Consider the following 25,775-nt stretch of genomic DNA (forward strand, 5'->3'; position numbering starts at 1 on the left):
CGGCCGGTTATCCCGGCAGGACAGCCAGCATGAGCTTCTGGAGCGAGTTCAAGAGTTTCGCGGTGCGCGGCAACGTGATCGACCTGGCGGTCGGCGTGGTCGTCGGCGGAGCCTTCGGCAAGATCGTGACGTCGCTGGTCAACGATATCGTCACGCCGCCGCTGGGCATCGTGATCGGCGGCGTGGACTTCGCCAACCTCAAGGTCACGCTGCGACAGGCTGTGGGCCACAACCCCGCGGTGACGATCAATTACGGCAGCTTCATCCAGACGATGATCAATTTCGTGATCATCGCCTTCGCCATCTTCGTCGTGGTGCGCCTGCTCAACAAGCTCAAGCGCAAGGAAGCTGATGCGCCGAGCCTGCCGCCCGCGCCCTCGCGCGAGGAAGTGTTGCTGACCGAAATCCGCGACGCCCTGCGAGAGCGCAACGGGGGCGGCCCGGCAGATTAGCCACCGGTCGGGCGGAGCCTATTGGAATAGGTCTCAGCCGCGCAGCCGGCGCGCCCAGACTTCCAGCGCGCCGCGATAAGCCAGACGCATCTGGGTGGCGAACACTGCGGCGGTAAGGTCGGCGGCCAGGGGCGTGGTGCCGCGCAGGCGGGACGTCCAGTGCACGCGGGTCCGGTTGCCGTCGGTACCCAGCGACTGCAGCATGATGCGCGCGCCGATATGGTCGATCGGCAGCGGGCATTCGATGATGCGGTAGCCCAGCGACTCGCCCGGTTCGTATTCGGTGATGCGTTCGATAAAGCGCATGCCGGGGAGTTGGATCACTCGTTCCGCGCCGACGCCGCCACGCTCGGTCTCGCCGGGCGTGCGCAGCCAGGCGGCGCGCACTCCGGGCAGGTTGGCATAGCCGGCATGATCGGCGACGACGTCGAAGATCGTGGCCGCATCGGCGTCGAAATCACGGCAGACGTGTAGCGTATGCATGGTTCGATTCGCGTTAAAAGAGGCGCATCCTAGCGCGTTTGGGCCCGGGCTGTCGTCACTCGGCGTGACCGGAGGCCCAGATCGCGCCATTCGGCGTTACAGCGCTTGACCGCAGAATGACTGCGGCCGGTGCCCTGCGCCTTGGCCGATAGGATTGGGGCGGCCACGCTGCACGTGTACGAAACGGCCACAGGCCCTAGACTTGACACAGAACCCAACTCCGCGGGGAAAGACCATGAACCGGGGCGCCATAACCATATTGACCGCGGCCATGCTGGCGTTGATGTTGACGGCCTGTATGAACCATCCGCCGCCACCGCGCCATCCGGGGCCGTACAAGAACCCGGTGGATGCCTTCGATGCCACCAACGCGCCGTATGATCCGAGCGCGCCGAAGGGCGCCGGTCAGCCGTTGTCGGACGACATCGCGCATCTGCGCGACGCGCGGGAGGCCTACGAACACAGCCAGACCATTCAGGCGGCGCGGCTGCGCGACCAGCAGGAAAAGTGCCGCAAACAGCCCAACGCCAAACTGGTACGCATCCATGACGGCACTGGCGATCCCGATGCCGTGTATTGCCAGATGCCGCCGGCCGGCGCTGGTTCTGGCAGCGACGGTAAGAGCCAATGATGCGCCGTGGCGATGTCGGCGGCCACGACTTGTGTGATGGCGGCGTCGCCGCAAGGGTCGAAACATGAGCACAGTCAGCGATACAACCGACATCTGGGCGCTGGATTGGCGTAATCACGGCGCGGCGATGGGTGAGCCGTGGTACACGCGCCAGCAGCCCACCGCGATCGACGCGCCGTACCCGGTGGTGTTCAACGACGATGTGGCGGCGCTGCTCGATATCGATGGCCAGTGCGCGCGCCGGGAAGGCTATGCCGAGGTACTGTCGGGCAACCGCGTGCCGGCCGGCGCGTCGCCCGTGTCGCATCGCTACGGCGGCCACCAGTTCGGCGTCTGGGCGGGCCAGCTCGGCGATGGTCGGGCGATCACGCTGGGCGATGTCGTCAACGCCCGCGGCCAGCGTTACGACATTCAGCTCAAGGGCGCCGGCAGGACGCCGTATTCCCGCTTCGCCGATGGCCGTGCCGTGCTGCGTTCGACTGTGCGGGAGTATCTGGCCAGCGAGGCGCTGGCCGGGCTGGGCATTCCCACCACGCGCGCGCTGGCCATCGTCGGCAGCGATGCGCCGGTCTATCGGGAAACGGTCGAGACCTCGGCGATACTTACCCGGGTCGCGCCCTCGCTGGTGCGCTTCGGCAGCTTCGAGATGCTGTTCTACAACCGTCAGTTCGACCAACTCGCGCCGTTGGCCGATCACGTCATCGCCAGTCACCACCCCCGGATCGCCGCCATCGACGGCAATGCCGAGCGTTACCGGGCCTGGGTGGCGGAGGTGATCGGCGTGACCGCGGAGCTGGTGGCCGACTGGCAGGCCGTGGGTTTCTGCCATGGCGTGCTCAACACCGACAACATGTCGGTGCTCGGCCTGACTCTGGACTACGGCCCGTTCGGCTTCATGGACAGCTTCGATCCGCAGTGGATCTGCAACCATACCGACGAAGCCGGCCGCTATGCCTACAACCAGCAGCCGGCGGTGGGGCTGTGGAATCTCGGCCGGTTCGTGCAGGCCATACTGCCGCTGCTGGCCGACGAGCCGGAAGCCGCGGTGGAAATCGGCCAGCAACTGCTCGCGGATTATCGCGGACTTTACGACCAGGCGTATCAAGCACGCATGCGCGCCAAGCTGGGGCTGTTCGATAGCGCCGAGGGCGATGCCGATTTGATCGAACAGCTGCTCAGGATCATGGCGGCCGACGGTGCGGACTTTACGCGCACATTTCGTGCGCTCGGCCATGTCTCGGCCGACCCGAAGGCCACGGGCGCCCCGTTCGTCGATGAATTCGTCGAGCGCGACGCGGCACTGTCCTGGCTGGCCGACTGGCGGGCGCGGCTCGGCGCCACCGACGCCGACGACGCACCACGGGCCGAGCGCATGCGGCTGGTCAATCCGAAGTATGTGTTGCGCAACTATCTGGCGCAGGACGCCATCGAGCGTGCTCAGCAGGGCGACTACGGTGAAATCGAGCGTTTGCACGCGATTCTGCGCCGCCCCTTCGATGAACAGCCCGAGCACGCCGACTACGCGCGCCTGCCGCCGGACTGGGCGCGCGGTCTGGTGTTGAGCTGTTCGTCGTAGTCGCGGCGCTCGACATCATTCAGAGCGCCGCCAACGGGTGAGCCCCGCTCCAGGCTGGCTGGAAATGCGCGTCGACGTAATCGGGCGGCACGTCGGCCACGCTCGCATACCGCCAGCGGGGCTGACGGTCCTTGTCGACCAGCAGCGCGCGGACGCCTTCCGGTAAATCGGGACGCGCGCAGCATTGCAGCGCCATGGCCAGTTCCGTGCGCGCGACTTCGGCCAGCGAGAGGAAGCAGCCGCTCTCGAGCTGGCGATGCACGAGATGGGCTGTGACCGGGCAGCCGGCGGCGATGTTGGCCCCGGCTTCTGCCAGCCAGGGGTCCTCGGCTTCGGCCAGTGCCGACAGGCGATCCACGATCGTGACGAGATCGGGGCCGTTGGCGGCCGTGCGCAGGGTGTCCAGATGCGTGACCAGACGGGCGTCGCCGGCGGTCGCGGCCGGCCGATTTCCTTCGGCGCGGCCGAGCACATCGGCCACCGCCGCCTGCGGATCCGACCAGTCCTCGACCGCGGTCAGCGCATCGATCACGTCGCGCTTGGCCGCATGCGCGATCGCGTGATCCGCCAGCCCCGCGAACAGGCTGTCGGCGGCGTTGAGCGTGGCGCCGGTCAGCGCAATGAAACGGGCGAGATAACGCGGCAGGCGATTGAAGAACCAGGTCGCCGCGCAGTCTGGGAACAAACCGATCTTGATCTCGGGCATCGCCAGGCGCGTGGTTTCGGTGACCACCCGGTGGCTCGCGCCGGAGAACACGCCCATGCCGCCGCCCATGACGATACCGTGCCCCCACGCGATGCACGGCGTTTTCAGGCGGTGCAGATCGTGGCAGAGCTGGTATTCATGCGTGAAGAAGTGGCGCGGATAGTCCGGATCGGCGTCGCCGATGGCCGAGCGGTACAGGTTCACGACGTCGCCGCCGGCGCAGAAAGCCTTGTCCGAATCGGCATCGATCAGAATCGCAACCACATCCTCGCGAGCCTCCCAGCGTTTGACTGCAGCCTGGATGGCCTCGACCATGTCCAGACGCAAGGCATTGAGTGCCGACGGGTTATCCAGTGTGAGGTGGCCGAGCCGGGTGCCATTGTTCAGTTTAATTTCAGTTTCGTGTACCCGACGGTCGCTCATGCGTGTGCTCCTCGGTTAAAAAGACATGGGCCGGAAGGCCTGATCGTATCAACAACGATACGAAGTTATGCTAGATTTAATCAGCACGGTCGGGGGTTTCCGGTCGGGGCAAAGCAATAATTAGGAGTTGCTATTATGATCAAGACGGTTTTGAAGACTGCCTTTGCTGTCGGCATCGTCGCGGCCGCCGCGGGTTGTGCCAGCCAGAATGGCGCGCTGAAATCGCAGGTAGATCAGGCCACGCGCAAGGCCGAATCGGCTCAGTCGACCGCCAATGAGGCTCAGCAGACGGCCAACCAGGCCCTGCAGACGGCCAACCAGGCGAAGTCGATGGCGCAGTCGAACTCGCAGCGCATGGAGCGTATGTTCAAGACTTCTCAGCAGAAGTAAGCACGCGCGTCAGCGGGTTCCACCCGCTTGAGAAAAGCCCTGCCTTTTGGCGGGGCTTTTTTTGTGGCTATCGCGGCGGGCCGAAGCCCGTGTCCAGGCGCGATCAACGCGAGGCGGCATCGGCATGGGCGGTGGTATTCGGGTCGTGCTTGTGCGGATCGGTACCGATCGCCTCCGGCATGCCATCGGCGTCGTGCACGACCTTCTCGGCCTTGTTCCAGTTCACGGGCGCATTGGGTTCATCTTTGGTCGCCGCGATGAGCGCCTGAACCCAGGGCGTATAGGATTGCACTGGCTTGCCGCCTTCCGGGTTCGGTGGGTGCACTTCCATCATCAGCGTATGGCCCTTCCAGCCGACTTTGTACGGCTCGCTGACGATGTTCACCGGTGTGCCCTTCGACACCATCGAAAACAGCGCGGCAATATCTTCCGGAAACAGCCGGATGCAGCCGTGCGACACGTGCATGCCGATACCGGCCGGCTTGTTGGTGCCGTGAATCAGATACGAGGGCAGGCCCAGGCGCAGCGCGTACTGGCCCAGCGGGTTGTTCGGGCCGGCGGGCACGACGTCGGGGAGCGGGTCGCCTTTCTTGGCGTGTTCGGCCTTGATCGACGGCGGTGGCGTCCAGGTCGGATGCGGGATTTTTTGCGCCACGTGGGTATGGGTTACCGGCGTGGCCCATCCCTGGCGACCGATGCCGACCGGGAAGGTGAACACCTTGCCGGCATACCGGCTGCCCTTGGGCGGGAAGTAGTAGATCCGCATCTCGGGCAGGTTGATGACGATGCCGCGGCGCGGCACATTGGGCAGCACGTACTCGGTGGGGATCACCAGCGGCGTGCCGTCGCCCGGCAGCCAGGGGTCGACGTTCGGGTTGGCCTCGCGCAGATCGCGGTAGCCGACGTCGTATTTGCGCGCCAGCTTCACGAACGTGTCGGATTTCTCGGTCTTGATGTGCTGAATGTGGCCGATCACATCCGATCCGGGCGGCGGCATGTCGTACATCGCTGCCAGCGCCGGTGCCGTGATGAATACGAACAACAGGCAAGCCAGCCGGGCAACCAAACGCAACGGACTCATTTCATCTCCAAACGGCAACGGCGGCCCGGGTGGGCCGCGCGGCGGGACGCATCGGGGGTGCGCGATCAGGGCGCGAGGCGTTCGAGGTGCCAGCCGGCCTGTGCGTCCCGGACATAGCGTAGTCGATCGTGCAGACGGCTGCGCCGGGCCTGCCAGAACTCGATCGCTTCGGGCACCACGAGATAGCCGCCCCAGTGGCTGGGGCGCGGCACCTCGCGATCATGGAACTGGGCTTCGGCCTCGGCCAGACGTTGTTCCAGCTCGGCGCGCCCGGCCAGCGGCCGGCTCTGCGGGGAGGCATGCGCGCCGAGCCGGCTGCCACGCGAGCGGCGCTCGAAATAGGCATCGGATACGGCGGGATCGAGCCGGGTGACCGGGCCGGTCACCCGAACCTGACGCTCGATCGGTTCCCACCAGAACACCAGGGCGGCCTGCGGGTTTGCGGCCAGCGCAGCGCCCTTGCGGCTCTCGTAATTGGTATAAAACCGAAAGCCGGTGTCGTCGAAGCCTTTCAGAAGCACGATCCGCGCCGACGGCGTGCCATCCGGGTCGACCGTGGCCAGGGTCATCGCGGTGGGCTCGCGCAGGCCGCATCCGGCCGCTGCCTCGTACCAGTCGGCAAAAAGCGCGAGCGGATCGGGCGGCGCATTGGCCTCGATCAGATCGGCACGGTCAAGATCACCCTGCCAGGGACTGGGCTGGTCGCTCATCGGCATCGCCTCGGCAACATGGCTCGATCAGTGATCGAGGGTGAATCCGATCTTCACGGTCACCTGCCAGTGCGCGATTTCGTCGCCGTCGATGTGGCCGCGGGTATCCACCACCTGGAACCAGCGCATGTGCTTGATGGTCTTGGCGGCTTCGGCGACGGCCTTGCGCACGGCATCTTCCTGGCTGGTCTCGGAGGAGCCCGTCAGTTCGATGGATTTGTAAACGTTGTCGCTCATCGCAGATCAGCGGTGGTTGGATGATGCCGCAAGCCTACGCCGAGCCTGATTCGCGCTCAAGCCTGCCCGCGCGGGCCCGTGCGGTATCGAGCCCGCACGGCGTGTGAATGCGCGGCGTGCGGCCTTGTCCCGCCGCATCGGAGCTCGTCCGGGGCAGCGGCGCAACAGATCGCCGGCTTGCTGTGTTAAAAAAGTAGTGTTTTTACTTGCACATCGGGAGCCCGCCGTGAGAGCGCTGCGGATCATTGACACCGACGACGGCCCACGCGGCCGGATCACCGAGATGGACCCGGCCGAGCTGACCGCCGGGACGGTGGTGATCGAGGCCCGTTATTCGAGTTTGAACTACAAGGATGCGCTGGCGATCACCGGCGCGGGCCGGATCGCACGCAAGCGGCCGCTCAATGCCGGTATCGACGTGGCCGGCGTGGTCCACGCGAGCGAGGACGAGCGCTTCGCGCCCGGGGACGCGGTGCTGGTGACCGGCTGGCAGTTGTCCGAAACGCGCGATGGCGGGCTGGCCGAGACCGTGCGCGTACCGGGGGACTGCGTGACCGCGCTGCCGGACGGCCTGACGCTGTGGCAGGCGATGGCGCTGGGCACGGCCGGGTTCACTGCGGGCCTTGCGATCGCGCGGCTGCAGGATAATTTCCAGACGCCGGCGGCCGGCCCGATCCTGGTCACCGGCGCTTCCGGCGGTGTCGGCATGTTCGCCATCCAGATGCTGGCCCAGGCCGGATTCTCGCCGGTCGCCGTGACGCGCCGGGTCGAAGCCCAGGGCGGGGCGCTGCGCGACCTGGGGGCCCACGACGTGATCGCGCCGGCCGATCTGGACCTCGGCGGCAAACCGCTGGGCAAGGAGCGCTATGGCGGCGCGATCGATGCGCTGGGCGGCCGGGTGCTCGCCGACATGCTCGGCCAGATCGTCCAGTTCGGTAACGTGGCGGCGATCGGTCTGGCCGCCGGCCCCGGGCTGGAGACGACGGTCCTGCCTTTCATTCTGCGCGGCGTGTCGTTGCTCGGCATCAATTCCGTGGAATGCCCGGCATCGCGCCGCGATGCCGTCTGGGGCGAACTGGCCGGTGCGCTCAAGCCGGCACAGCTCGATCGCATCGCCCATGAGACGATCGGGCTGGAGGATGTCCATGCCGTCTGCGATGCGATCATCGCGGGAGAGCATAGCGGTCGCACCGTGGTCGACGTCACACGCTGATTCACGGCATACACGAAACACGAGGAGATTTGTCATGGCCGAGAGCCAGAATACTGCGGGGCTGGCAGGCGTAACCGCCGGCAAGACGGCGATCTGTACGGTCGGCAAGGCCGGCGTCGGACTCACCTATCGCGGCTATGCCATCGATGATCTGGCCCGCCGTGCCGAGTTCGAGGAAGTGGCGTATCTGCTGCTGTACGGGGCGCTGCCGACGCGGTCGCAGCTGGCCGACTACAAGCGGCGTCTGGCGGCACGGCGCGGCCTGCCCGACGGGGTGAAGATTGCGCTGGAAGTGTTGCCGGCCGACACCCATCCCATGGATGTGATGCGTACCGGCGCCTCGGTGCTCGGCACCATCGAACAGGAAAACGACCCCGAGGGCCAGCAGCACGATGTGGCCGATCGCCTGCTCGCGGCTTTCCCGTCGATCCTGTTGTACTGGTACCACTTCACGCATTCCGGCGAGCGCATCGAGGTCGAGACCGACGACGACAAGATCGGCGCCCACTTCCTGCACCTGCTGCACGGGGTGCGCCCGGACGAAGAAGCCGTCAAGGCGATGTCGACCTCGCTGATTCTGTACGCCGAGCACGAATTCAATGCCTCGACCTTCACCGCTCGGGTGATCACGGCGACGTTGTCCGATTTCTACTCGGCCGTGGTCGGCGCGATCGGCGCCTTGCGCGGGCCGCTGCACGGCGGTGCGAATGAAAAGGCCATGGCGCTGATCGAGTCGTTTTCCGATCCCGATGACGCCGAGGCCGGCCTGCGCCGCATGCTGGCGAACAAGGAAAAAATCATGGGCTTCGGCCACCGCGTCTACAAGACCGGCGACCCGCGCAATCCCATCATCAAGGCCTGGTCGGAGCAATTGGCCGGCGACGACGACGGCCGGCGCAATCTGTACGCGATCTCGGAGCGGCTCGAGCAGGTCATGCAGGACGAAAAGGGCATGTTCCCCAACGCCGACTTCTATCACGCCACGGCCTATCATTTCCTCGGCATTCCGACCGAGCTGTTCACCCCGATCTTCGTGATCTCGCGTCTGACCGGCTGGGGCGCGCATATTTTCGAGCAGCGCGCCGACAATCGCCTGATCCGCCCGAGCGCGGAATACGTCGGGCCGGAGACACGCGAGTTCGTGCCGATCGAGTCGCGTGGCTGAGCGGCCCGCCGCAAAACGACAACCACAAGGGGGAATGCCATGATTCTGGCTTACTGGTGTGTTCTGATCGCCGCCTTCATGCCGCTGGCCTTCATCGGCTATGCGAAATTCGCCGGCGAAAGCAAGATGGGCCCGCGCGAAAACCACAACCCGCGTGAATGGCTGGAGGCCACCCAGGGCGCGAAAAAACGTGCCTACTGGGCCCAGCTCAATAGCTTCGAGGCTTTCCCGCCATTCGCCGCCGGTGTAATCATCGCCGCGATCGCCGGCGGCGCGATCAGTGCGATCAACACCCTGGCGGTATTGTTCATCGTGCTGCGGCTGGGTTACGGCTGGTGCTATATCACTGATCGCGCCAGCCTGCGCAGCCTGGTCTGGTTCGCCGCCACGGCCTGCACGGTGGGCCTGTTCATTACGGCCGCGGTGGGCTGAGCCGGGCCGGCCGACGCGGTCACGTTATCGGGCGAAGGCCCGATATCGCGACCGGGGATCGGCGTATGCTCGAATCTGAGTACCGGTTCGTATCGGAACCGGGGTCGAGAAAACAGTGGCGTGCGTGAGGTGCGCGATGCAGACGAAACGACTCAATCTGGTGGATACCGCTTGGCTCAATGTGGAAACCCCCAACGCACCGATGCAGGTCGGCGGCCTGCTGACGTTCAGGCTGCCCGACGACGCACCGGCGGATTTCTGTGAGCGGCTGGTCGCGCACTGGCGTCGTTATTCGGTCGCGTATCGCCCGTGGAATCAGCGCCTGCGCTCGGGCCGCCTGCGCACGGTAGTGCCCGAGTGGGAGCTGCTCGACGAGATCGATGTCGACTATCATTTTCGGCATTCGGCATTGCCGTCGCCGGGAGGCGAGGTCGAACTCGGTACCTTGACCTCGCGCTTGCATAGCCACCCGATCGATTTCGATTATCCGCCCTGGGAATGTCACCTGATCGAAGGGCTGGAAAACCGGCGCTTTGCGTTGTATCTCAAGATCCACCATTCGTTGATCGATGGCGTGGCCGGCATGCGGCTGCTGGCGCGCGCGCTCGACGGCACCGCCGAAACCCGCGGGCGGCCGCCGTTCTGGGCCATCGAGCCGAAAAAACGCCGGCGAAAATCGCCGGAAGAACATCAACCCGGCCTGTATCGGGCCGCGGCCCAGATCGTCGCCGGCGCGAGCGAACAGGTCACATCGCTGTCGGGTTTCGCCAGCGTGGTCCGCGATATGCTGCGCGCCGCGCGTTCCGGCAAGAATGCGATGGGGCTGCCGTTTGCTGCGCCCAGTTCGGTGCTCAACGGCCGCATCACCGCGCCCCGTCGCTATGCCACCCAGCTGTATTCGCTGACCGAGCTCAAGGGCTTGGCGCGGGGCGCCGGCGGTACGGTCAACGACATCGTGCTCACGATCTGCGGCACTGCGCTGCGGCGTTATCTGATCGAGATCGACGCCTTGCCGAAGAAGTCGCTCACCGCCGGTATCCCGGTCTCCGTGCGCACCGCCGACAGCAATAAGGAAGACGAACACGGCAACGCGATCACCTTCATCATCTCGACCCTGGCTACGGACGAGCCCGACACCCGCAAACGCTTCGAAACGATCGCTGCCTCGACACGTTCAGCGAAAACGAGCCTGGAGAAACTGTCGGCCTCGGCGATCACCCAGTACACCATCGCCCTGATGTCGCCGTATATTCTGTCCCTGGTCTCGGGTATGGCCGGGCGCACGCGTCCGCTGTTCAACGTCACGGTGTCCAACCTGCCGGGGCCGCGCAAGCCGTTGTTCATCAACGGTGCCGAGATGGAAGCCTTCTATCCGACATCGCTCGTCACCCACGGGCAGGCGCTCAATATCACCGTGCACGGCTATGCCGACACGCTTGGCTTCGGGTTCATCGGTTGCCGCGACAGCCTGCCCTCGCTGCAGCATATCGCCGTGTATGCCGGCGAGGCGCTCGACGAATTGCGCCAGCTCTACGGCCCGGAGAAGGCGGCGCCGGCCGCCGTCGCATCCGCGAGCCCGGCGGCAACCGTCGGCAACAAGCCGGCAGCCCGGCGGACATCGGGCGGCAAGACGACGGCGAAACCCCGGCGGACGGGGAGCCCGGCGCAGTCGAAACGCCAGAGCCCGCCCAGCAAGACCGCCGGAAATAGCGAGACCGGGCGCGGCGGCGATGCGGCGAAGAACAAGCCCCGGGGCACGACAGCCAAGAAGCGCTCGTCCGGCCGTGCCGATGAATCCTAGCCGCCCAACCGGCGACAACGAACTGCAGGTGTTATGAGTCACGATATCCGTTCCGCCTCACGCGTCCCCTTCGATACCGTTCTCACAAAAATCGCGGATTATGTCTGCGATGTCGAGATCGACAGCGCTGAAGCCCTGGAAACTGCGCGTTACTGCCTGATCGACACCCTGGGCTGCGGCCTGCAGGCGTTGTCCTATCCGGCCTGCACCAAACTCATGGGGCCGGTGGTCGAAGGGGCCACACTCGAACACGGCGCCCGGGTGCCGGGTACGTCCTATGCGCTGGATCCGGTTACCGCCGCCTTCAACATCGGCTGCATGATCCGCTGGCTGGACTTCAACGACACCTGGCTGGCCGCCGAATGGGGCCATCCCTCCGACAACCTCGGCGGTATTCTCGCGGTCGCCGACTATGTCTCGCGCCGCAATATCGCCAAGGGTGACGCACCGCTGACGCTGCGCGACGTGCTTGTGGCCATGGTCAAGGCACACGAGATCCAGGGTGTGCTGGCGCTGGAAAACAGCTTCAACCGCGTCGGGCTCGACCACGTGCTGCTCGTGCGCATTGCCACCTGCGCGGTTGTCACGCGGATGCTCGGCGGTAACAAGCAAGAAGTGACCAACGCGGTGTCGCATGCCTTTATCGACGGTGGCGCGCTGCGCACCTATCGGCATGCCCCGAATACCGGCCCGCGCAAGTCCTGGGCCGCGGGCGATGCCACTTCCAGGGGTGTCCTGCTGGCCCTGCGCGTGCTGCGCGGCGAGATCGGTTATCCCTCGGCGCTGACCGCGCCGACCTGGGGCTTCCAGGACGCGCTGTTCCGGGGTGAGGCGCTCACCCTCGGCCAGGAATTCGGCAGCTATGTCATGGAACAAGTGCTGTTCAAGATCAGCTTCCCGGCGGAATTCCATGCCCAGACCGCGGTCGAGGCGGCACTCACCCTGCATCCCGAGGTGGCTGATCGGCTCGACGATATCGAAAAGATCGTGATCGAGACCCAGGAATCCGGCGTGCGCATCATCGACAAGACCGGCCCGTTGGACAATCCGGCCGATCGCGACCATTGCCTGCAGTACATGGTGGCCGTGCCGCTGATCTTCGGCCGTCTGACCGCCGCCGATTACGAGGACGCAGTCGCGGCCGATCCGCGTATCGATGCCCTGCGCGACAGGATGACCGTGACCGAGAACGCGCGCTTCACCCGCGAATATCTCGAGGCTGAAAAGCGCGCCATCGGCAACGCGGTGCAGGTGTTTTTCAGCGATGGCTCGGCGACCGAGAAGGTGTCGGTGGACTACCCCATCGGCCATCGCCGACGTCGCGCCGAGGGCATTCCGGAATTGAAGAAGAAGTTCGAAGCCAATCTTGCGTTGAAGATCGCGCCCAAGAATGCGGCCCGCATCCACGAAATCGTGGCCGATCAGGCGACGACCGAGGCCACGCCGGTGCCCGATTTCACCGACTTGTTCGTGGTCTAGGGCCTGTTGCCGTTTCGTCGGCGCCAAGCGCTGTTTTGCCGCAAGACAGCGCCACGAGTGCGGCGTAGTGAGTCTAAGCGAGCGAGTTGCAACGCTGAATTGCGGTCGTGTTGTCAACCATGGGGCGCTTGGCCCTTCGGGTTGGGCCGCCCATAAAATCAATCAGAGCGCCGATACGGCGACGCGCGCCTTGTCTCGACGGATTTGCGGTCTCCAACGCGGCAAGTGTACGAAAGGACACTAGAGCACGACCGCTACGCAAGGGTGGCGGATTTCGTGGAACACGCTTATTTTCCGGGGGGCGGCCGGCGCCCGATCCTGATGATCCGGATTGGCCGCCGGCCGTTTTCCGCGACTTACCAGCGGCCGAACACGCCACGGTCGCGATCATGGTCGTACCAGCCATCGCGGGCGTAGCGATGATCCGGGTAGCGCCGGTAATCGTGGCGGTAGTGATCGTGATCGCGCCGCTCGCCGCGCCATCCGTAGCGATCCTCGTGATGATAGCGGTGGTCGCCATGGTCGCGGTGGTCATAATCCCGATAGCGATCGTGGTCACGATGAACGGTCCGATCACGGTGGAGGTCCGCGTTGGCCCGATCGTGGTGGTCGAAATCATGCGCCTGGGCGGCGCCGATGCCGGCGCCGAGCAGCGCCAGGCCGGCCAGCGGCGCGGCCAGCCGCACGAACCCGCGCGAACGGCGGGTTGAGGTGGGGTTGTTCATGGGGATCTCCTGGGCGCGCTTACGGCCCGTTTCGTGATTTCAGATCGACTTTATACTGTTTGTATGAATCGTTCATTAACAATTGAACGTACGGTCGGCGATGGACATCGACCGGTGTCGCCGCGCGCGTAGGGCGTGTCCGTGTCGCCAGGGATCAGGCACAACCCGTTATAATTCGGCGCTGTTTCGTGACGGGACGCCATGCCCGTCGATCTTCGCGCTGCGTAACGATGAGCCGGTCGCTATGAGCAACAACAACGCCCACGACGCCGCCGCCGAAAAGACTGGCGGCACCAATTTTCTGCGCACGCTGATCGCCGAGCAGATCGCCTCGGGCGAGCATCAGGGCGAGGTGGTGACCCGGTTTCCGCCGGAGCCGAACGGTTATCTGCACATCGGCCATGCCGCCTCGATCTGCCTCAACTTCGGGCTGGCCGAATATTTCGATGGCCGCTGCCGATTGCGCTTCGATGACACCAATCCCGACGCCGAGGACCAGGAATACATCGATTCCATTCAGGCCGACATCCACTGGCTGGGCTTCGAATGGGACGGCGAGGTGCGCTATACCTCCGATTATTTCGACACGCTCTACGACTATGCCCTGACCCTGATCGATGCCGGGCTGGCCTATGTCGACGAGCTCACCCCCGAGCAGATCCGCGAGTACCGCGGCACGCTCACCGAGCCCGGTCGCAACAGCCCCTACCGCGATCGCGAACCGGCCGAGAGCCGGGCCATGTTCGCAGCGATGGCGAACGGCGACTACGCGGAAGGTGCCGCCAGCCTGCGCGCGAAGATCGACATGGCGTCCGGTAACATCAACCTGCGCGATCCGGTGATCTACCGCATCCGCAACAAGGCCCATCACCAGACCGGCAACAAGTGGTGCGTCTATCCCTCCTACGATTTCGCCCACGGCCAGTCCGATGCGATCGAGGGCGTGACGCATTCCATCTGCACGCTGGAATTCGAGGATCACCGCCCGCTGTACAACTGGCTGATCGAGCACCTGCCGGTGCCGAGCCGGCCAGTGCAGTACGAGTTTGCCCGGGTCAATCTCAACTACACCATCACCAGCAAGCGCAAGCTGCGTCGGCTGGTCGACGAGGGCATCGTCGACGGCTGGGACGACCCGCGCATGCCGACCATTGCCGGTATTCGGCGGCGCGGCTATAGCCCGGAATCCATTCGGCGTTTCTGCGAGATGGTGGGGGTGTCGCGCAGCGGCGGCACCGTAGACGCGGCCATGCTCGAACACGCGATCCGCGATGACCTGAACACCAACGCGGCGCGAGCGATGTGCGTGATCGAGCCGTTGAAGGTGGTGATCACCAATTGGGAGCAGGGCCGCGTCGAGACGCTGGCCGCGTCGGGCCATCCCAACCGCGACGACATGGGCGAGCGCGCCTTGCCGTTGACGCGCGAGATCTATATCGAGCAAGAGGATTTCCGCGAGCAGGCGAACAAGAAGTACAAGCGGCTGGTGCTCGGCAAGAAAGTGCGGCTGCGCAATGCCTATGTCATCGAGGCGCACGACGTGGTCAGGAACGATGCCGGTGAGATCGTCGAGGTGCACTGCACCTACGACCCCGATACCCTCGGCGCCAATCCCGCGGATGGCAGCAAGCCCAAGGGCGTCATCCACTGGGTTTCGGCCAGCCACGGCAAGCAGGCGCTGGTGCGGGTCTATGACCGCCTGTTCTCGGTCGAGAACCCGGGCCGCGAGGACGATCTGCTCGACGGGCTGAATCCGTTGTCCCTGAGCGTGCATCCCGGCTGCTGGATCGAGCCGGGTGCGGCCGAGGTCGCGCCGGAAACCCGGCTGCAGTTCGAGCGCACCGGCTATTTCGTCGCCGATCGCTACGACCACTCGCCGGGGGCGCCGGTGTTCAATCGCGTGGTCGCCCTGCGCGACACCTGGGCCAAGATCGAAGCACGCGGCGAATCGTGAGCCCGGCGGGCGGCACGGATCGGCGGTGACGCGCGGACTTGGCCGGTGTGTCCGTGGCCGGATCGCCGGATCGAGCGGGCGGCGATCATGCGCGATCAAGGCCGGTCCCGCGCCCGTCTGAAAACCGGTATCCTGCCGGGCTTTGCCGGATCACATCGGGGGATCGATCGCCATGGCCATGACCGACTGGGACGCATGCGGACAGCGGCTGGGCGCCGGCATGGAGGCCCTGGGTATGGCGGGCGCCGGCGATGTCCGCGATCGTCTGGTCGCTTATCTGCGCGAACTGAACACCTGGAACGCCACCTATAACCTCACTGCCGTGCGTGACCCGGAGGCGATGGTCACGCGGCATCTGCTGGATTGTCTGGCCATTGCCGATTTCGTGGTGGGGGCGAACCTCGCCGATGTCGGCGCCGGGCCGGGGTTGCCGGGGCTGGTGCTGGCGATCGCCCGGCCGCGGCTCGCGGTCACGCTGGTGGAATCGAACCGCAAGAAGGCCACGTTTCTGCGCCATGTGCGCCGCCAGCTCGGATTGGAGCGCGTCGATGTGGTCCAGTCGCGGGTCGAGGACTTCCGGCCGCCGCAGCGTTTCGACTGCGTGGTCACGCGAGCGTTCGCCACCGCCGGCGACACGGTGCGCGGCGCCGGCCATCTGATCGCGCCGGGCGGGCGTTTCGTGCTCATGAAGGGGCGCGACCCGGCTGCCGAAATGGATGACCTGCCGCTGGACTTTCGGCATGTCGAAACCGTGCGCGTGACCGTGCCGGGGCTCGGTGCGGAGCGACATGTCGCGATTCTCGAGCCCGGGCTGATCTAGGCGGTGCGCGCGGGGCGGCCCCGGCCTGTTCCCGCATACGATAAACTCGTTTCGCACACGACTCGGGGCCATTTAACCCGGCGCCAACCGCCAGGCTGTTTTTATGAGCAACATCATCGCCATAGCCAACCAGAAGGGCGGTGTGGGCAAGACCACCACCGCCATCAATCTGGCCGCCGCGCTGGCCGAGGCCGAGCAACGCGTGCTGCTGGTCGACATGGATGCCCAGGGCAACGCCACCATGGGCGTGGGCGTGGACAAGAACGCGCTCGAGGCAACGGTGTGCGATTTCCTGCTCGGCGACAAGGGCGTGGCGGAGGCGCTGGAAGTCGTCGCCGATGGCAAGTTTTACCTGTTGGGCGCCAACGGCGACATGACGGCGGCCGAAGTGGGGCTGCGCGAGCGCGGCGGCGGACGGTCCGCGTTGAAGGACGCGCTGTCCTCGATCGCCGACAGCTTCGATTATGTCGTCATTGACTGTCCGCCGGCGCTGTCCATGCTCACGGTCAATGCGCTGGTCGCCGCGCGCGGGGTAATCATCCCCATGCAGTGTGAATATTACGCACTGGAAGGGCTCTCGGCGCTGCTCGAGACGATCGACAGCGTGCGCCAGCGGATCAATCCCGAGCTGGCCGTCGAGGGCGTGTTGCGTACCATGTATGACGGGCGCAACCGCCTGACCGGCGATGTCTCGGCCCAGTTGGTCAATTATTTCGGCGATTCCGTCTACAAGACCGTGATCCCGCGCAACGTCCGCCTGGCCGAGGCGCCGAGTCATGGTTTGTCGGTGCTCGAATACGACAGCAGCGCCACCGGCTCGACCGCTTACCGGGCGTTGGCTGCCGAATTGCTGGGTCGCGACGACAACGAAGTGGTCGACGCGCCGACCGGCGGCGCCCGGCGTGCGGTATCCTCGTTGTTCGGGCGCCGGCGCAGGAGCTAGCGCCGGGCGCGCGAACCGCGGCAGGCATGGCTGCGGGGATCGGCCGGATCACGGCCGGGGCGTGTTTATTACAATGGATTGCAACAGCCGATCGGGCCATCGCCGTGCCGTATGAGGCGCGGCGGGGCCGGACCACCAGGGCGATGCTTATGGCACAGAAGAAGCGGGGCCTCGGCCGGGGCCTGGAATCCCTGCTTGCGAACGACTACGAACAGGCGGCGGCGTCCGGCGCCCTGACCGAGGTCGCGCTGGACGATTTGTCGCCCGGCCGCTATCAGCCGCGCCGCGACATGGACGCCGACGCGCTGGAAGCGCTGGCGGCCTCGATCCGGGCCCAGGGCGTGGTGCAGCCGCTGGTCGTGCGCCGGCGCGACGACGACCCGCAGCGCTACGAGATCATCGCCGGCGAGCGGCGCTGGCGGGCGTCGCGCATGGCCGGGCTGGCCACGGTGCCGGCGGTGGTGCGCGAGCTCGCCGACGATGCGGCCATGGCGATCGCGCTGATCGAGAATATCCAGCGCGAGGACCTCAATCCCCTGGAAATTTCGGCAGCGCTCAAGCGCCTGATCGAGGAATACGGCATGACCCATGCCGCCTGCGCCGAAGCGGTCGGGCGGTCGCGGGCGTCGGTGTCCAATCTGTTACGGCTGGCGGATCTCAATGTCGATGTAGCCGATCGTCTGCGTGCCGGCGAGATCGAGATGGGGCACGCCCGGGCGCTGCTCGCCCTGACCGGCGACGACCAGTCCCGGGCGGCCGAGCGCGTCGTCGCGCGGCGGCTGACGGTGCGTCAGACCGAGTCGCTGGTGCGAACCCTGCTCTCCGGCGAAACCCCTGCCGCGCCGCAACCCGAACGCGACGCGACCGTGGAACGGCTCGAGTCGAGCCTGGCGAGACGGCTGGAGGCCGGGGTGCGCATCGAGCCCGATCGCCGCGGCGGTGGCCGCGTCGTCATCCGCTATAAATCGGCCGAGGAGCTCGATGCGCTCGTGGGGCGCTTCGACTGACACCATCCCGGCGTGACATCGGGGCCGTTCTGGTAGCGATGTGGCTGTCATGCACATGGAGTGTGCGCGTAACTGCGCGCCAACTGGAGCGAACTTGCAATTTCTTCAATGCGGTCCGAAAAATTGTTGAAATGCGTGAGTGAAACAAGGTAGCCTCGCGGCTCAAACAAAGGGAATAGCGCGTCCAGGAACGCAGCCTCAGCGAGCGACAATCGATGCGAAATGTTGTGACTCGATTGCTGCTCATGCAGTCGGTCGCCGCTGTATGTGTGGCGATCCTGGTCAGCGTGATTTATGGGAGTAGCGCTGCCGTAGCCGCGATCTACGGTGGGCTTGTCGCTTTGATCATGACGTTGATGCTGGCCTGGCGAATCGGTCAGGCGTCGCGCTCGGACACCGCCATGCGATGGCTGGTGCTGGGTGCGGCTGAGCGTATGATCATGGTATGTATCGCGTTCGCGGTCGGAATCGGTGCGATCGGCTTTGTGCCGGTGCCGATGCTGATCGGGTTCGGCGGGGCTCAGCTGGCCTACTACCTGGCGGCCGGGCCGTTACGTCGATACATGCTCGAATTGATGGGAAGACGATACGATGGCCAATAGCGGCAGCGGTTCGGCTGAATACATCAGGCATCATCTCACCGACTGGTGTGTTGGCTGCGGGGCCGATCACCAGCCGTCCGGGCTGCTTGATTTCGGCGCCTTCACGATTGATCTGATCATTGTCGGGCTGATCTGCGCCGGTCTGGTGGCGTTGCTCGCGCTGTTCGTGCGCAAGCGGTTGACCGTCGAGGATCCGAGCGGCATTCAGATGGCCATGGAAGCTGGCGTGGAATACGTCAGCGACCAGGTGGGTCAGGTCTTCCACAAGCGCAACGATTTTGTTGGCGCGATGGCACTGACCATCTTTCTGTGGGTCACCGTGATGAATCTGAATGACCTCATCCCGGTTGATCTCGTGCCGAGTGTACTGGGTGCCATCGGTCATCTGCTCGGCTTCGAGCATGTATATTTCCGTATTCTGCCTACCGCTGCGCTGGATACACCGTTTGCGATGGCGATAGTCGTGTTCGTGATCATGGTGTACTACCAGCTGCGTGCCAACGGCATGAAGGGCTATGTGAAGCGGTTCCTGACGCATCCATATGGTAAATACGCGGCCCCTGCGAACATCCTCACAACGTTGATCGATGACTTGTCCAAGCCGGTCAGCCTGGCGCTGCGACTGTTCGGTAACATGTTCGCCGGTGAACTGATCTTTGCCTTGCTGGCGATGCTCACGCTTTCCGCCCTGTCGCCGCCGAGCGCGATGGTGGCGGTGTGGGCGCCGCTACACTTTGTGGGCGGTTTCGTCTGGAGTGTGTTCGATCTGCTGATCTGCGTTCTGCAAGCCTTTATCTTTGCGGTGCTGTCAATCGTCTATTTGGGGATGGCGCAGCAGACGGATCACTGACAAGGTTTCACCCGTCGGGCGTTCCCCGGCGTCGTTACCGCCGGCCGCCGGAGCACGCGGCCGGAGAGCCACAGTCACGCCGGCAGATCTCCACGAGTTGTCGGCATCGGGTGTCGCGCCGGCCGCCGTGCCGGCAAGAGGAAACGGGTCGCGAGATCCGAACATCGCTGGGACGGGGTCGCACAGGGAAGCCGATCTCGTCCATCGTTAAGCCAAGAAACGTCGATAAGGAGTAGCAATCGTGCATTCGGATCCACAACAAATTGCTGAGATCGTCGCCGCGACGGCCGTCGCCGTGGGTCTCATGCTGGCCGCCGCCGGTCTCGGCTCGGCGATCGGCTGGGGCCTGATCACCTCGAAGGCGCTGGAAGGCATCGCCCGGCAGCCGGAGATGCGTCCGCAGCTGATGGTCAACATGTTCATCTTCGCCGGCCTCATGGAATCCTTCCCGTTCATCCTGTTCGGTGTGGCCATGTGGTTCCTGTTCGCCAACCCGTTTGTGGGTACGCTGTCTAGCCTGGCCGGCGGTTAAGCCCGGAGCGCGTCATGGTCGCTATTACCGGAACACTGTTCGTCCAGATACTGGTCTTTCTGGCCCTCGTCTTCTTTGTCAAGAAGGTGCTATGGGGGCCGGTGACGAAGACGATCGACGAGCGTCGCCAGAAGATCAGCGAAGGTCTGGCCGCGGCGGAACGCGGTCGGCTCGAACTCGACGAGGCCGTCAAGGAGGCCGAGTCGCGTCTGGCCAAGGCGCAGGAAGAAGCCCGCGAGCTGCTCGCCAATGCGCAGCGTCAGGCCAACGAGACGCTCGACAAGGCGCGCAACGATGCGCGCGCCGAAGGCGATCGCATCGTTGCGGCCGCCCGTGAAGAGATCGATCAGGCCGTGGCTTCCGCCAAGGAAGAGCTGCGTCGCGAAGTCGGCGAACTCGCGGTCACGGGTGCCGAGCGCATCCTCAAGCGCGAGATCGACGCCCAGGCGCACAACGACATCATCGACGACCTCGTGGCGGAGATCCGATAGTCATGGCTGAGCGCTACACCCTGGCCCGGCCCTACGCCGAGGCGGTCTACGAATTGGCTCAGGCATCCGGCGGCGACGGCTTGTCGCAATGGTCGGATGCGCTGGCCGCGTTGTCCGCCATCGTCGCCAACGAGTCGGTCGCTGCGCTGATGAACAATCCGCGTGTCTCCGACACGGTACTCGCCGAGGCCATCATCGAAACCGGCGCGGCCGACTTCGGTGATCAGGCGCGTAATTTCGTGCGGCTGTTGATCGACAACAATCGATTGTCGTTGGCGCCGGAGATTGCGGAGCTGTTCGAGACCGAGCGCGCGGCGGCCGAGGATCGGCTCGACGTGGAGATCACCTCGGCCGTGGCATTGTCCGAGGGCCAGCGCACGGCATTCGGTCAGGCGCTCGAGAAGCATTTCAACCGCCGTATCTCGATGACGTTCGCCGAGGACGATTCGGTCATCGGTGGTGCGGTGATTCGCGCCGGTGACCTCGTGATCGACGGTTCGTTGACAGCCCAGCTCGCGCGAATGCGCCAGTCTCTCGCCCATTAAGGTGGACGCCGTCGCGTGGCGCACGCGGCGAGAAGGATAAAGAGGAAGACATCAATGCAACTCAATCCGGCGGAAATTTCGGATCTGATCAAGCAACGGATCGAGAACTTCGAGACCGTCACCGAATCGCGCAATGTCGGCACGCTGGTAAGCCTGGCCGACGGCATCGCCCGTATCCACGGGCTGGCGAACGCGATGCAGGGCGAGATGCTCGAATTCCCCGGCGGCACCTACGGGCTGGCGCTCAACCTCGAACGTGACTCGGTCGGCGCCGTGCTGATGGGCGACTACCGCCACATCTCGGAAGGCTGCGAGGTCAAGACGACCGGCAAGGTGCTGGAAGTGCCGGTCGGCGAGGAACTGCTCGGCCGCGTGGTCGACCCGCTGGGCAACCCGATCGATGGCAAGGGCGAGCTGGGCACGACCCGCACGTCGCCGATCGAGAAGGTGGCGCCCGGTGTTATCGCACGCCAGTCGGTCGACCAGCCGGTGCAGACCGGGCTCAAGGCGATCGACGCCATGGTGCCGATCGGTCGCGGCCAGCGCGAACTGATCATCGGCGACCGCCAGATCGGCAAGAGCGCGATTGCGATCGACGCGATCATCAACCAGAAGGGCACGGGCATCAAGTGCATTTACGTGGCCATCGGGCAGAAGAACAGCTCGGTTGCCAACGTCGTGCGCAAGCTCGAGGAACATGGCGCGATGGAGCACACCATCGTGGTGGCCGCGGGGGCGGCGATCTCGCCGGCGCTGCAGTACATGGCCCCTTACGCCGGCTGCTCGATGGGCGAATACTTCCGCGACAAGGGCGAAGATGCCCTGATCGTCTATGACGACCTGTCCAAGCAGGCGGTGGCCTATCGCCAGATCTCGCTGCTGCTGCGGCGCCCGCCGGGCCGTGAAGCCTATCCGGGCGACGTGTTCTATCTGCATTCCCGCTTGCTCGAGCGGGCCGCGCGGATCAATGCCGATTACGTCGAACAGCTGACGAACGGCGAGGTCAAGGGCAAGACCGGCTCGCTCACGGCGCTGCCGATCATCGAGACCCAGGCCGGCGACGTGTCCGCGTTCGTGCCGACCAACGTGATCTCGATCACCGACGGCCAGATTTATCTGGATACCGACAAGTTCAACTCGGGCTCCCGCCCGGCGGTGGACGCCGGTCTGTCGGTCTCGCGCGTCGGCGGCTCGGCCCAGACCAAGATCATCAAGAAGCTGGGCGGCGGTATCCGTCTGGCGCTGGCCCAGTACCGCGAGCTGGCCGCGTTTGCGCAGTTTGCCTCCGATCTCGATGAGACAACCCGCAAGCAGCTCGAGCATGGTGAGCGCGTCACGCAGCTTATGGTGCAGAACCAGTATTCGCCGTTGTCAGTGGCGCTGATGGCGTCATCGCTGTTTGCCGCCGAGCAGGGCTATCTGGACGATGTCGATGCCGACAAGGTGCAGGATTTCGAAGCCGCGCTGCATCAGTACATGACCTCTGAGCAGAAGGCGCTGGTCGACCAGATCAACGAAACGGGCGACTACTCGGACGAGATCAAGGACGGCCTGCATTCGGCGCTCAAGTCCTTCAAGGATTCGCACACGTGGTGAAACGCTGCCGCGTGATGCCGTTCAACGGAGTTCGCTAAATGGCCGGTGCCAAGGAAGTCAAGACCAAGATCAAGAGCGTTCAGAATACGCAAAAGATCACCAAGGCCATGGAGATGGTCGCGGCCTCCAAGATGCGCAAGGCTCAGGAGCGTGTCGAGGCGGCGCGCCCGTACGCGGCGAAGATCCGGCGTACGGTGGGGCATGTCGCCAAGGCCAGTATCGGTGGCCGGCACGAGTTTCTGATCGAACGTGAAGCCAAGCGGGTCGGGATCGTCGTGATTTCGACCGACCGCGGTCTGTGCGGCGGCCTGAACATCAACCTGTTCCGCCGTGTTCTGGGCGAGATTCGCGACTGGAACGCCGAGAACGTCGAGGTGGACCTGGTCGTCATCGGGCGTAAGGGGCTGAGTTTTTTCAAGCGCTTTGCCAAGGTCAGAGCCGATGTGGTGGATCTCGGTGACCGGCCGCACCTGCAGGATCTGATCGGGACGGTCAAGGTCATGCTCGACGATTACCGGGAAGGCAATCTCGATCGTGTGTTCGTCATGGGAAACGAGTTCGTGAACACGATGACCCAGCGCCCGTATCGCCAGCAGTTGCTGCCGGTCGCGGAAAGCGACGACAACGAACTGCCGGATCGCTGGGACTATATCTACGAGCCCGAAGACAATGGACTTGTGGATGACCTTCTGGTGCGCTTCGTCGAGTCGCAGGTCTACCAGGGGGCGGTCGAGAACGTGGCCTGCGAAATGGCGGCGCGGATGGTGGCGATGAAGTCGGCCTCGGATAATGCCGGCGATATCATCGACGACCTGCAGTTGGAGTACAACAAACAGCGCCAGGCGGCGATTACCCAGGAACTGTCGGAAATCGTGGCCGGCGCGGCCGCGGTCTCCTGACTGCAGCGGCCCACGCGGGCCATCGCAACGAAAGAACAAGATACGCGGCAGCCGACGCTGCCCAGTCTGAGGAAACGCTATGAGTCTTGGAAAAGTCGTACAGATCATCGGCCCGGTGGTGGACGTCGAGTTCGATCACGAATCGCTGCCGAATATCTTCGATGCGCTCAAGCACAGGGAGACGGGTCTGGTGCTCGAGGTCGAGCAACAGATCGGCGATGGCGTGGTGCGCTGCATCGCGATGGGCGTGACCGAGGGCCTGACCCGCGGCGGCGAAGTCGAGAACACCGGGCATCCGATTTCGGTGCCGGTCGGCCAGAAGACGCTGGGCCGCATCATGGATGTGCTCGGCCAGCCGATCGACAACAAGGGTGACATCGGCGCCGAGGACACGGCGCCGATTCACCGCGATCCGCCGACGTTCGAGGAACAGGCCGGGAGCCAGGAGTTGCTGGAGACCGGTATCAAGGTCATCGACTTGCTGTGCCCGTTCGCCAAGGGTGGCAAGGTCGGCCTGTTCGGCGGCGCCGGCGTGGGCAAGACCGTCAACATGATGGAGCTCATCCGCAACATCGCCGCGGAGCACTCGGGCTACTCGGTGTTTGCCGGTGTGGGCGAGCGCACCCGTGAGGGCAACGACTTCTATTTCGAGATGCAGGAGTCGAACGTCCTGGACAAGGTGGCGCTGGTCTACGGCCAGATGAACGAGCCGCCGGGGAACCGCCTGCGCGTCGCGCTGACTGGCCTCACCATGGCCGAGTTCTTCCGTGATGAAGGCCGCGACGTGCTGATGTTCATCGACAACATCTATCGTTACACGCTGGCCGGGACCGAAGTCTCGGCCCTGCTGGGCCGCATGCCGTCGGCCGTGGGTTACCAGCCAACGCTGGCCGAGGAAATGGGTCTGCTGCAGGAGCGCATCACCTCGACCAAGACCGGTTCGATCACCTCCGTGCAGGCCGTCTATGTGCCCGCGGACGATCTGACCGATCCGTCTCCGGCGACCACGTTCGCGCATCTGGACGCCACCGTCGTGCTGGCCCGCTCCATTGCCGAGCGCGGCATCTACCCGGCGGTTGATCCGCTGGACTCGACCTCGCGTCAGCTTGATCCGAACATCATCGGCAACGAGCATTACAACTGTGCGCGCGGTGTGCAGCAGACGCTGCAGCGTTATCGCGAATTGAAGGACATCATCGCGATTCTGGGCATGGACGAGTTGTCCGAAGACGATAAACTCGCCGTATCGCGTGCCCGCAAGATCGAGCGGTTTCTGTCGCAGCCGTTCTTCGTGGCCGAGGTATTCACCGGCGCGCCCGGCAAGTATGTGCCGTTGTCGGAGACCATTCGCGGTTTCCGGGGCATTGTCGACGGCGAGTACGATCATCTGCCCGAGCAGGCGTTCTACATGGTCGGGACCATCGACGAAGCGGTCGCCAAGGGCGAGGACATGGCCAAGAAGGAGAAGGCGGCCTGATCCAGGCGTCTTCGTCGCACGGCGGCCGCGACCTGCGGCCGCTGCCTGAATCGTGGCATAGGCAAGCGTTATGAAAATTCACGTCGATGTCGTCAGCGTGGAAGGCGAGATCTTCTCCGGTTCGGCCAGCATCGTGTTCGCGCCCGCCGAAATGGGCGAGATCGGCATCATGCCGAGCCATGCGCCGTTACTGACCCGCCTCAAGCCTGGCAATCTCCGTATTCGTGACGAGAACGACGACGAAGAGCAGGTGTTCGTGTCGGGTGGCCTGCTCGAAGTCCAGCCGCATCTGATCACGGTCATGGCCGATACTGCCGAGCGTGCCCAGGATATCGACGAGGCCGAGGCGGAGAAAGCCAAGGAACGCGCCGAGCAAGCGATGTCGGAGGCCTCCGACGAGGTGGATATGGAGCGGGCCCGGAACGAGCTTACCGAAGCGGCTGCTCGTCTTGAGATGGCGCGCCGGATACGTAGCGGACGATAGCGCCGAGCAATCGCTTAAACTCGGCGAATCAGTCGCTTGGGTCGACCCGGCATGTTGAGAACGGTGCCGGG

General features: G+C 64.8%; 28 protein-coding genes. 22 read left to right on the forward strand and 6 right to left on the reverse strand.

The window, feature by feature from the left end:
* Window positions 1-29 precede the first annotated feature (29 nt).
* Complete coding sequence (mscL, locus tag SALB1_RS06985) at window positions 30-452, forward strand: large-conductance mechanosensitive channel protein MscL (protein ID WP_109993213.1); 423 nt, start codon at window positions 30-32, stop codon at window positions 450-452.
* A 33-nt stretch (window positions 453-485) separates the two neighbouring features.
* Here the strand turns inward: mscL and SALB1_RS06990 are convergent, their stop codons facing one another.
* Entirely contained in the window at window positions 486-935 is a 450-nt protein-coding gene (locus SALB1_RS06990; RefSeq protein WP_158590662.1) for an SRPBCC family protein, read from the reverse strand.
* Between the two features lie 235 nt (window positions 936-1,170).
* On the opposite strand from SALB1_RS06990, the gene SALB1_RS06995 reads away from it, so the two are divergent.
* The gene (locus SALB1_RS06995; protein ID WP_145961262.1) at window positions 1,171-1,566 is read left to right on the forward strand and encodes a hypothetical protein; all 396 of its coding nucleotides are present in this window, start codon (window positions 1,171-1,173) and stop codon (window positions 1,564-1,566) included.
* A gap of 64 nt (window positions 1,567-1,630) precedes the next feature.
* The gene (locus tag SALB1_RS07000; RefSeq protein WP_109993216.1) at window positions 1,631-3,142 is read left to right on the forward strand and encodes a YdiU family protein; all 1,512 of its coding nucleotides are present in this window, start codon (window positions 1,631-1,633) and stop codon (window positions 3,140-3,142) included.
* 19 nt (window positions 3,143-3,161) lie between these two features.
* Here the strand turns inward: SALB1_RS07000 and SALB1_RS07005 are convergent, their stop codons facing one another.
* Window positions 3,162-4,271: an enoyl-CoA hydratase/isomerase family protein gene (locus SALB1_RS07005; protein WP_109993217.1), complete on the reverse strand. Its 1,110-nt coding sequence runs from the start codon at window positions 4,269-4,271 to the stop codon at window positions 3,162-3,164.
* A 135-nt stretch (window positions 4,272-4,406) separates the two neighbouring features.
* Between SALB1_RS07005 and SALB1_RS07010 the strand changes: the two genes are divergently transcribed.
* Window positions 4,407-4,661, forward strand: a complete 255-nt coding sequence (locus SALB1_RS07010; protein ID WP_109993218.1) for an Lpp/OprI family alanine-zipper lipoprotein — start codon at window positions 4,407-4,409, stop codon at window positions 4,659-4,661.
* Between the two features lie 103 nt (window positions 4,662-4,764).
* Here SALB1_RS07010 and SALB1_RS07015 read toward each other — a convergent pair whose 3' ends face one another.
* From SALB1_RS07015 to SALB1_RS07025, 3 genes are all read right to left on the reverse strand, one after another.
* Complete coding sequence (locus tag SALB1_RS07015; protein WP_109993219.1) at window positions 4,765-5,742, reverse strand: L,D-transpeptidase family protein; 978 nt, start codon at window positions 5,740-5,742, stop codon at window positions 4,765-4,767.
* Between the two features lie 65 nt (window positions 5,743-5,807).
* Window positions 5,808-6,452, reverse strand: a complete 645-nt coding sequence (gene pdxH, locus SALB1_RS07020) for a pyridoxamine 5'-phosphate oxidase (protein WP_109995316.1) — start codon at window positions 6,450-6,452, stop codon at window positions 5,808-5,810.
* Between the two features lie 27 nt (window positions 6,453-6,479).
* Window positions 6,480-6,689 (reverse strand): dodecin, encoded by a 210-nt coding sequence (locus SALB1_RS07025; RefSeq protein ID WP_109993220.1) that lies wholly within the window; start codon window positions 6,687-6,689, stop codon window positions 6,480-6,482.
* Window positions 6,690-6,915: 226 nt separating this feature from the next.
* Here SALB1_RS07025 and SALB1_RS07030 point away from each other — a divergent pair, with 226 nt between their 5' ends.
* The 5 genes from SALB1_RS07030 (at window position 6,916) to prpD (ending at window position 12,779) form a co-directional block, all read left to right on the forward strand.
* On the forward strand, window positions 6,916-7,902 hold the full coding sequence (locus tag SALB1_RS07030) for an acryloyl-CoA reductase (RefSeq protein WP_109993221.1): 987 nt from the start codon (window positions 6,916-6,918) through the stop codon (window positions 7,900-7,902).
* Between the two features lie 34 nt (window positions 7,903-7,936).
* Window positions 7,937-9,067 carry a 2-methylcitrate synthase gene (gene prpC, locus SALB1_RS07035; protein ID WP_109993222.1) on the forward strand — a complete coding sequence of 377 codons (1,131 nt, stop codon included), beginning with the start codon at window positions 7,937-7,939 and terminating at the stop codon, window positions 9,065-9,067.
* Between the two features lie 39 nt (window positions 9,068-9,106).
* Entirely contained in the window at window positions 9,107-9,499 is a 393-nt protein-coding gene (locus tag SALB1_RS07040; RefSeq protein WP_109993223.1) for an MAPEG family protein, read from the forward strand.
* A 136-nt stretch (window positions 9,500-9,635) separates the two neighbouring features.
* Window positions 9,636-11,300 carry a wax ester/triacylglycerol synthase family O-acyltransferase gene (locus SALB1_RS07045; protein ID WP_109993224.1) on the forward strand — a complete coding sequence of 555 codons (1,665 nt, stop codon included), beginning with the start codon at window positions 9,636-9,638 and terminating at the stop codon, window positions 11,298-11,300.
* A gap of 33 nt (window positions 11,301-11,333) precedes the next feature.
* On the forward strand, window positions 11,334-12,779 hold the full coding sequence (gene prpD / locus SALB1_RS07050; RefSeq protein ID WP_109993225.1) for a 2-methylcitrate dehydratase: 1,446 nt from the start codon (window positions 11,334-11,336) through the stop codon (window positions 12,777-12,779).
* A 356-nt stretch (window positions 12,780-13,135) separates the two neighbouring features.
* On the opposite strand, the gene SALB1_RS07055 is transcribed toward prpD, so the two are convergent.
* On the reverse strand, window positions 13,136-13,504 hold the full coding sequence (locus SALB1_RS07055) for a hypothetical protein (protein ID WP_109993226.1): 369 nt from the start codon (window positions 13,502-13,504) through the stop codon (window positions 13,136-13,138).
* A gap of 244 nt (window positions 13,505-13,748) precedes the next feature.
* Here SALB1_RS07055 and SALB1_RS07060 point away from each other — a divergent pair, with 244 nt between their 5' ends.
* The 13 genes from SALB1_RS07060 (at window position 13,749) to SALB1_RS07120 (ending at window position 25,704) form a co-directional block, all read left to right on the forward strand.
* Complete coding sequence (locus tag SALB1_RS07060; protein WP_109993227.1) at window positions 13,749-15,458, forward strand: glutamine--tRNA ligase/YqeY domain fusion protein; 1,710 nt, start codon at window positions 13,749-13,751, stop codon at window positions 15,456-15,458.
* Window positions 15,459-15,630: 172 nt separating this feature from the next.
* On the forward strand, window positions 15,631-16,278 hold the full coding sequence (rsmG, locus tag SALB1_RS07065) for a 16S rRNA (guanine(527)-N(7))-methyltransferase RsmG (protein WP_199678717.1): 648 nt from the start codon (window positions 15,631-15,633) through the stop codon (window positions 16,276-16,278).
* A 103-nt stretch (window positions 16,279-16,381) separates the two neighbouring features.
* The gene (locus SALB1_RS07070) at window positions 16,382-17,221 is read left to right on the forward strand and encodes a ParA family protein (RefSeq protein ID WP_109993228.1); all 840 of its coding nucleotides are present in this window, start codon (window positions 16,382-16,384) and stop codon (window positions 17,219-17,221) included.
* 149 nt (window positions 17,222-17,370) lie between these two features.
* The gene (locus SALB1_RS07075) at window positions 17,371-18,228 is read left to right on the forward strand and encodes a ParB/RepB/Spo0J family partition protein (protein WP_109993229.1); all 858 of its coding nucleotides are present in this window, start codon (window positions 17,371-17,373) and stop codon (window positions 18,226-18,228) included.
* A gap of 227 nt (window positions 18,229-18,455) precedes the next feature.
* Window positions 18,456-18,830: an ATP synthase subunit I gene (locus SALB1_RS07080; RefSeq protein WP_158590663.1), complete on the forward strand. Its 375-nt coding sequence runs from the start codon at window positions 18,456-18,458 to the stop codon at window positions 18,828-18,830.
* A complete protein-coding gene (gene atpB, locus SALB1_RS07085) occupies window positions 18,820-19,680 on the forward strand; it encodes a F0F1 ATP synthase subunit A (protein WP_109993231.1) in 861 nt (286 codons plus the stop codon). Before SALB1_RS07080 ends, atpB begins: the two co-directional genes overlap by 11 nt.
* Before the next feature lie 241 nt (window positions 19,681-19,921).
* Window positions 19,922-20,212 carry a F0F1 ATP synthase subunit C gene (gene atpE / locus SALB1_RS07090; protein WP_370453234.1) on the forward strand — a complete coding sequence of 97 codons (291 nt, stop codon included), beginning with the start codon at window positions 19,922-19,924 and terminating at the stop codon, window positions 20,210-20,212.
* A gap of 14 nt (window positions 20,213-20,226) precedes the next feature.
* Window positions 20,227-20,703, forward strand: a complete 477-nt coding sequence (locus SALB1_RS07095) for a F0F1 ATP synthase subunit B (protein WP_109993232.1) — start codon at window positions 20,227-20,229, stop codon at window positions 20,701-20,703.
* 2 nt (window positions 20,704-20,705) lie between these two features.
* Window positions 20,706-21,248: a F0F1 ATP synthase subunit delta gene (locus SALB1_RS07100; RefSeq protein WP_109993233.1), complete on the forward strand. Its 543-nt coding sequence runs from the start codon at window positions 20,706-20,708 to the stop codon at window positions 21,246-21,248.
* A gap of 54 nt (window positions 21,249-21,302) precedes the next feature.
* Window positions 21,303-22,844, forward strand: a complete 1,542-nt coding sequence (gene atpA, locus SALB1_RS07105) for a F0F1 ATP synthase subunit alpha (RefSeq protein ID WP_109993234.1) — start codon at window positions 21,303-21,305, stop codon at window positions 22,842-22,844.
* A gap of 38 nt (window positions 22,845-22,882) precedes the next feature.
* Entirely contained in the window at window positions 22,883-23,743 is an 861-nt protein-coding gene (gene atpG / locus SALB1_RS07110; RefSeq protein WP_109993235.1) for a F0F1 ATP synthase subunit gamma, read from the forward strand.
* Between the two features lie 79 nt (window positions 23,744-23,822).
* Entirely contained in the window at window positions 23,823-25,220 is a 1,398-nt protein-coding gene (gene atpD / locus SALB1_RS07115) for a F0F1 ATP synthase subunit beta (protein ID WP_109993236.1), read from the forward strand.
* 70 nt (window positions 25,221-25,290) lie between these two features.
* On the forward strand, window positions 25,291-25,704 hold the full coding sequence (locus tag SALB1_RS07120; RefSeq protein ID WP_109993237.1) for a F0F1 ATP synthase subunit epsilon: 414 nt from the start codon (window positions 25,291-25,293) through the stop codon (window positions 25,702-25,704).
* The last annotated feature ends 71 nt before the right edge of the window (window positions 25,705-25,775 follow it).

Source organism: Salinisphaera sp. LB1 (assembly GCF_003177035.1).
Lineage (GTDB): Bacteria > Pseudomonadota > Gammaproteobacteria > Nevskiales > Salinisphaeraceae > Salinisphaera.

Bases quoted from the DNA above. Each gene is read 5' to 3' on its own strand.
- mscL (WP_109993213.1), top strand. From the start codon at position 30: ATGAGCTTCTGGAGCGAGTTCAAGAGTTTCGCGGTGCGCGGCAACGTG.
- SALB1_RS06990 (WP_158590662.1), bottom strand. From the start codon at position 935: ATGCATACGCTACACGTCTGCCGTGATTTCGACGCCGATGCGGCCACG.
- SALB1_RS06995 (WP_145961262.1), top strand. From the start codon at position 1,171: ATGAACCGGGGCGCCATAACCATATTGACCGCGGCCATGCTGGCGTTG.
- SALB1_RS07000 (WP_109993216.1), top strand. From the start codon at position 1,631: ATGAGCACAGTCAGCGATACAACCGACATCTGGGCGCTGGATTGGCGT.
- SALB1_RS07005 (WP_109993217.1), bottom strand. From the start codon at position 4,271: ATGAGCGACCGTCGGGTACACGAAACTGAAATTAAACTGAACAATGGC.
- SALB1_RS07010 (WP_109993218.1), top strand. From the start codon at position 4,407: ATGATCAAGACGGTTTTGAAGACTGCCTTTGCTGTCGGCATCGTCGCG.
- SALB1_RS07015 (WP_109993219.1), bottom strand. From the start codon at position 5,742: ATGAGTCCGTTGCGTTTGGTTGCCCGGCTGGCTTGCCTGTTGTTCGTA.
- pdxH (WP_109995316.1), bottom strand. From the start codon at position 6,452: ATGAGCGACCAGCCCAGTCCCTGGCAGGGTGATCTTGACCGTGCCGAT.
- SALB1_RS07025 (WP_109993220.1), bottom strand. From the start codon at position 6,689: ATGAGCGACAACGTTTACAAATCCATCGAACTGACGGGCTCCTCCGAG.
- prpC (WP_109993222.1), top strand. From the start codon at position 7,937: ATGGCCGAGAGCCAGAATACTGCGGGGCTGGCAGGCGTAACCGCCGGC.
- SALB1_RS07040 (WP_109993223.1), top strand. From the start codon at position 9,107: ATGATTCTGGCTTACTGGTGTGTTCTGATCGCCGCCTTCATGCCGCTG.
- SALB1_RS07045 (WP_109993224.1), top strand. From the start codon at position 9,636: ATGCAGACGAAACGACTCAATCTGGTGGATACCGCTTGGCTCAATGTG.
- prpD (WP_109993225.1), top strand. From the start codon at position 11,334: ATGAGTCACGATATCCGTTCCGCCTCACGCGTCCCCTTCGATACCGTT.
- SALB1_RS07055 (WP_109993226.1), bottom strand. From the start codon at position 13,504: ATGAACAACCCCACCTCAACCCGCCGTTCGCGCGGGTTCGTGCGGCTG.
- SALB1_RS07060 (WP_109993227.1), top strand. From the start codon at position 13,749: ATGAGCAACAACAACGCCCACGACGCCGCCGCCGAAAAGACTGGCGGC.
- rsmG (WP_199678717.1), top strand. From the start codon at position 15,631: ATGGCCATGACCGACTGGGACGCATGCGGACAGCGGCTGGGCGCCGGC.
- SALB1_RS07070 (WP_109993228.1), top strand. From the start codon at position 16,382: ATGAGCAACATCATCGCCATAGCCAACCAGAAGGGCGGTGTGGGCAAG.
- SALB1_RS07075 (WP_109993229.1), top strand. From the start codon at position 17,371: ATGGCACAGAAGAAGCGGGGCCTCGGCCGGGGCCTGGAATCCCTGCTT.
- atpB (WP_109993231.1), top strand. From the start codon at position 18,820: ATGGCCAATAGCGGCAGCGGTTCGGCTGAATACATCAGGCATCATCTC.
- SALB1_RS07095 (WP_109993232.1), top strand. From the start codon at position 20,227: ATGGTCGCTATTACCGGAACACTGTTCGTCCAGATACTGGTCTTTCTG.
- SALB1_RS07100 (WP_109993233.1), top strand. From the start codon at position 20,706: ATGGCTGAGCGCTACACCCTGGCCCGGCCCTACGCCGAGGCGGTCTAC.
- atpA (WP_109993234.1), top strand. From the start codon at position 21,303: ATGCAACTCAATCCGGCGGAAATTTCGGATCTGATCAAGCAACGGATC.
- atpG (WP_109993235.1), top strand. From the start codon at position 22,883: ATGGCCGGTGCCAAGGAAGTCAAGACCAAGATCAAGAGCGTTCAGAAT.
- atpD (WP_109993236.1), top strand. From the start codon at position 23,823: ATGAGTCTTGGAAAAGTCGTACAGATCATCGGCCCGGTGGTGGACGTC.
- SALB1_RS07120 (WP_109993237.1), top strand. From the start codon at position 25,291: ATGAAAATTCACGTCGATGTCGTCAGCGTGGAAGGCGAGATCTTCTCC.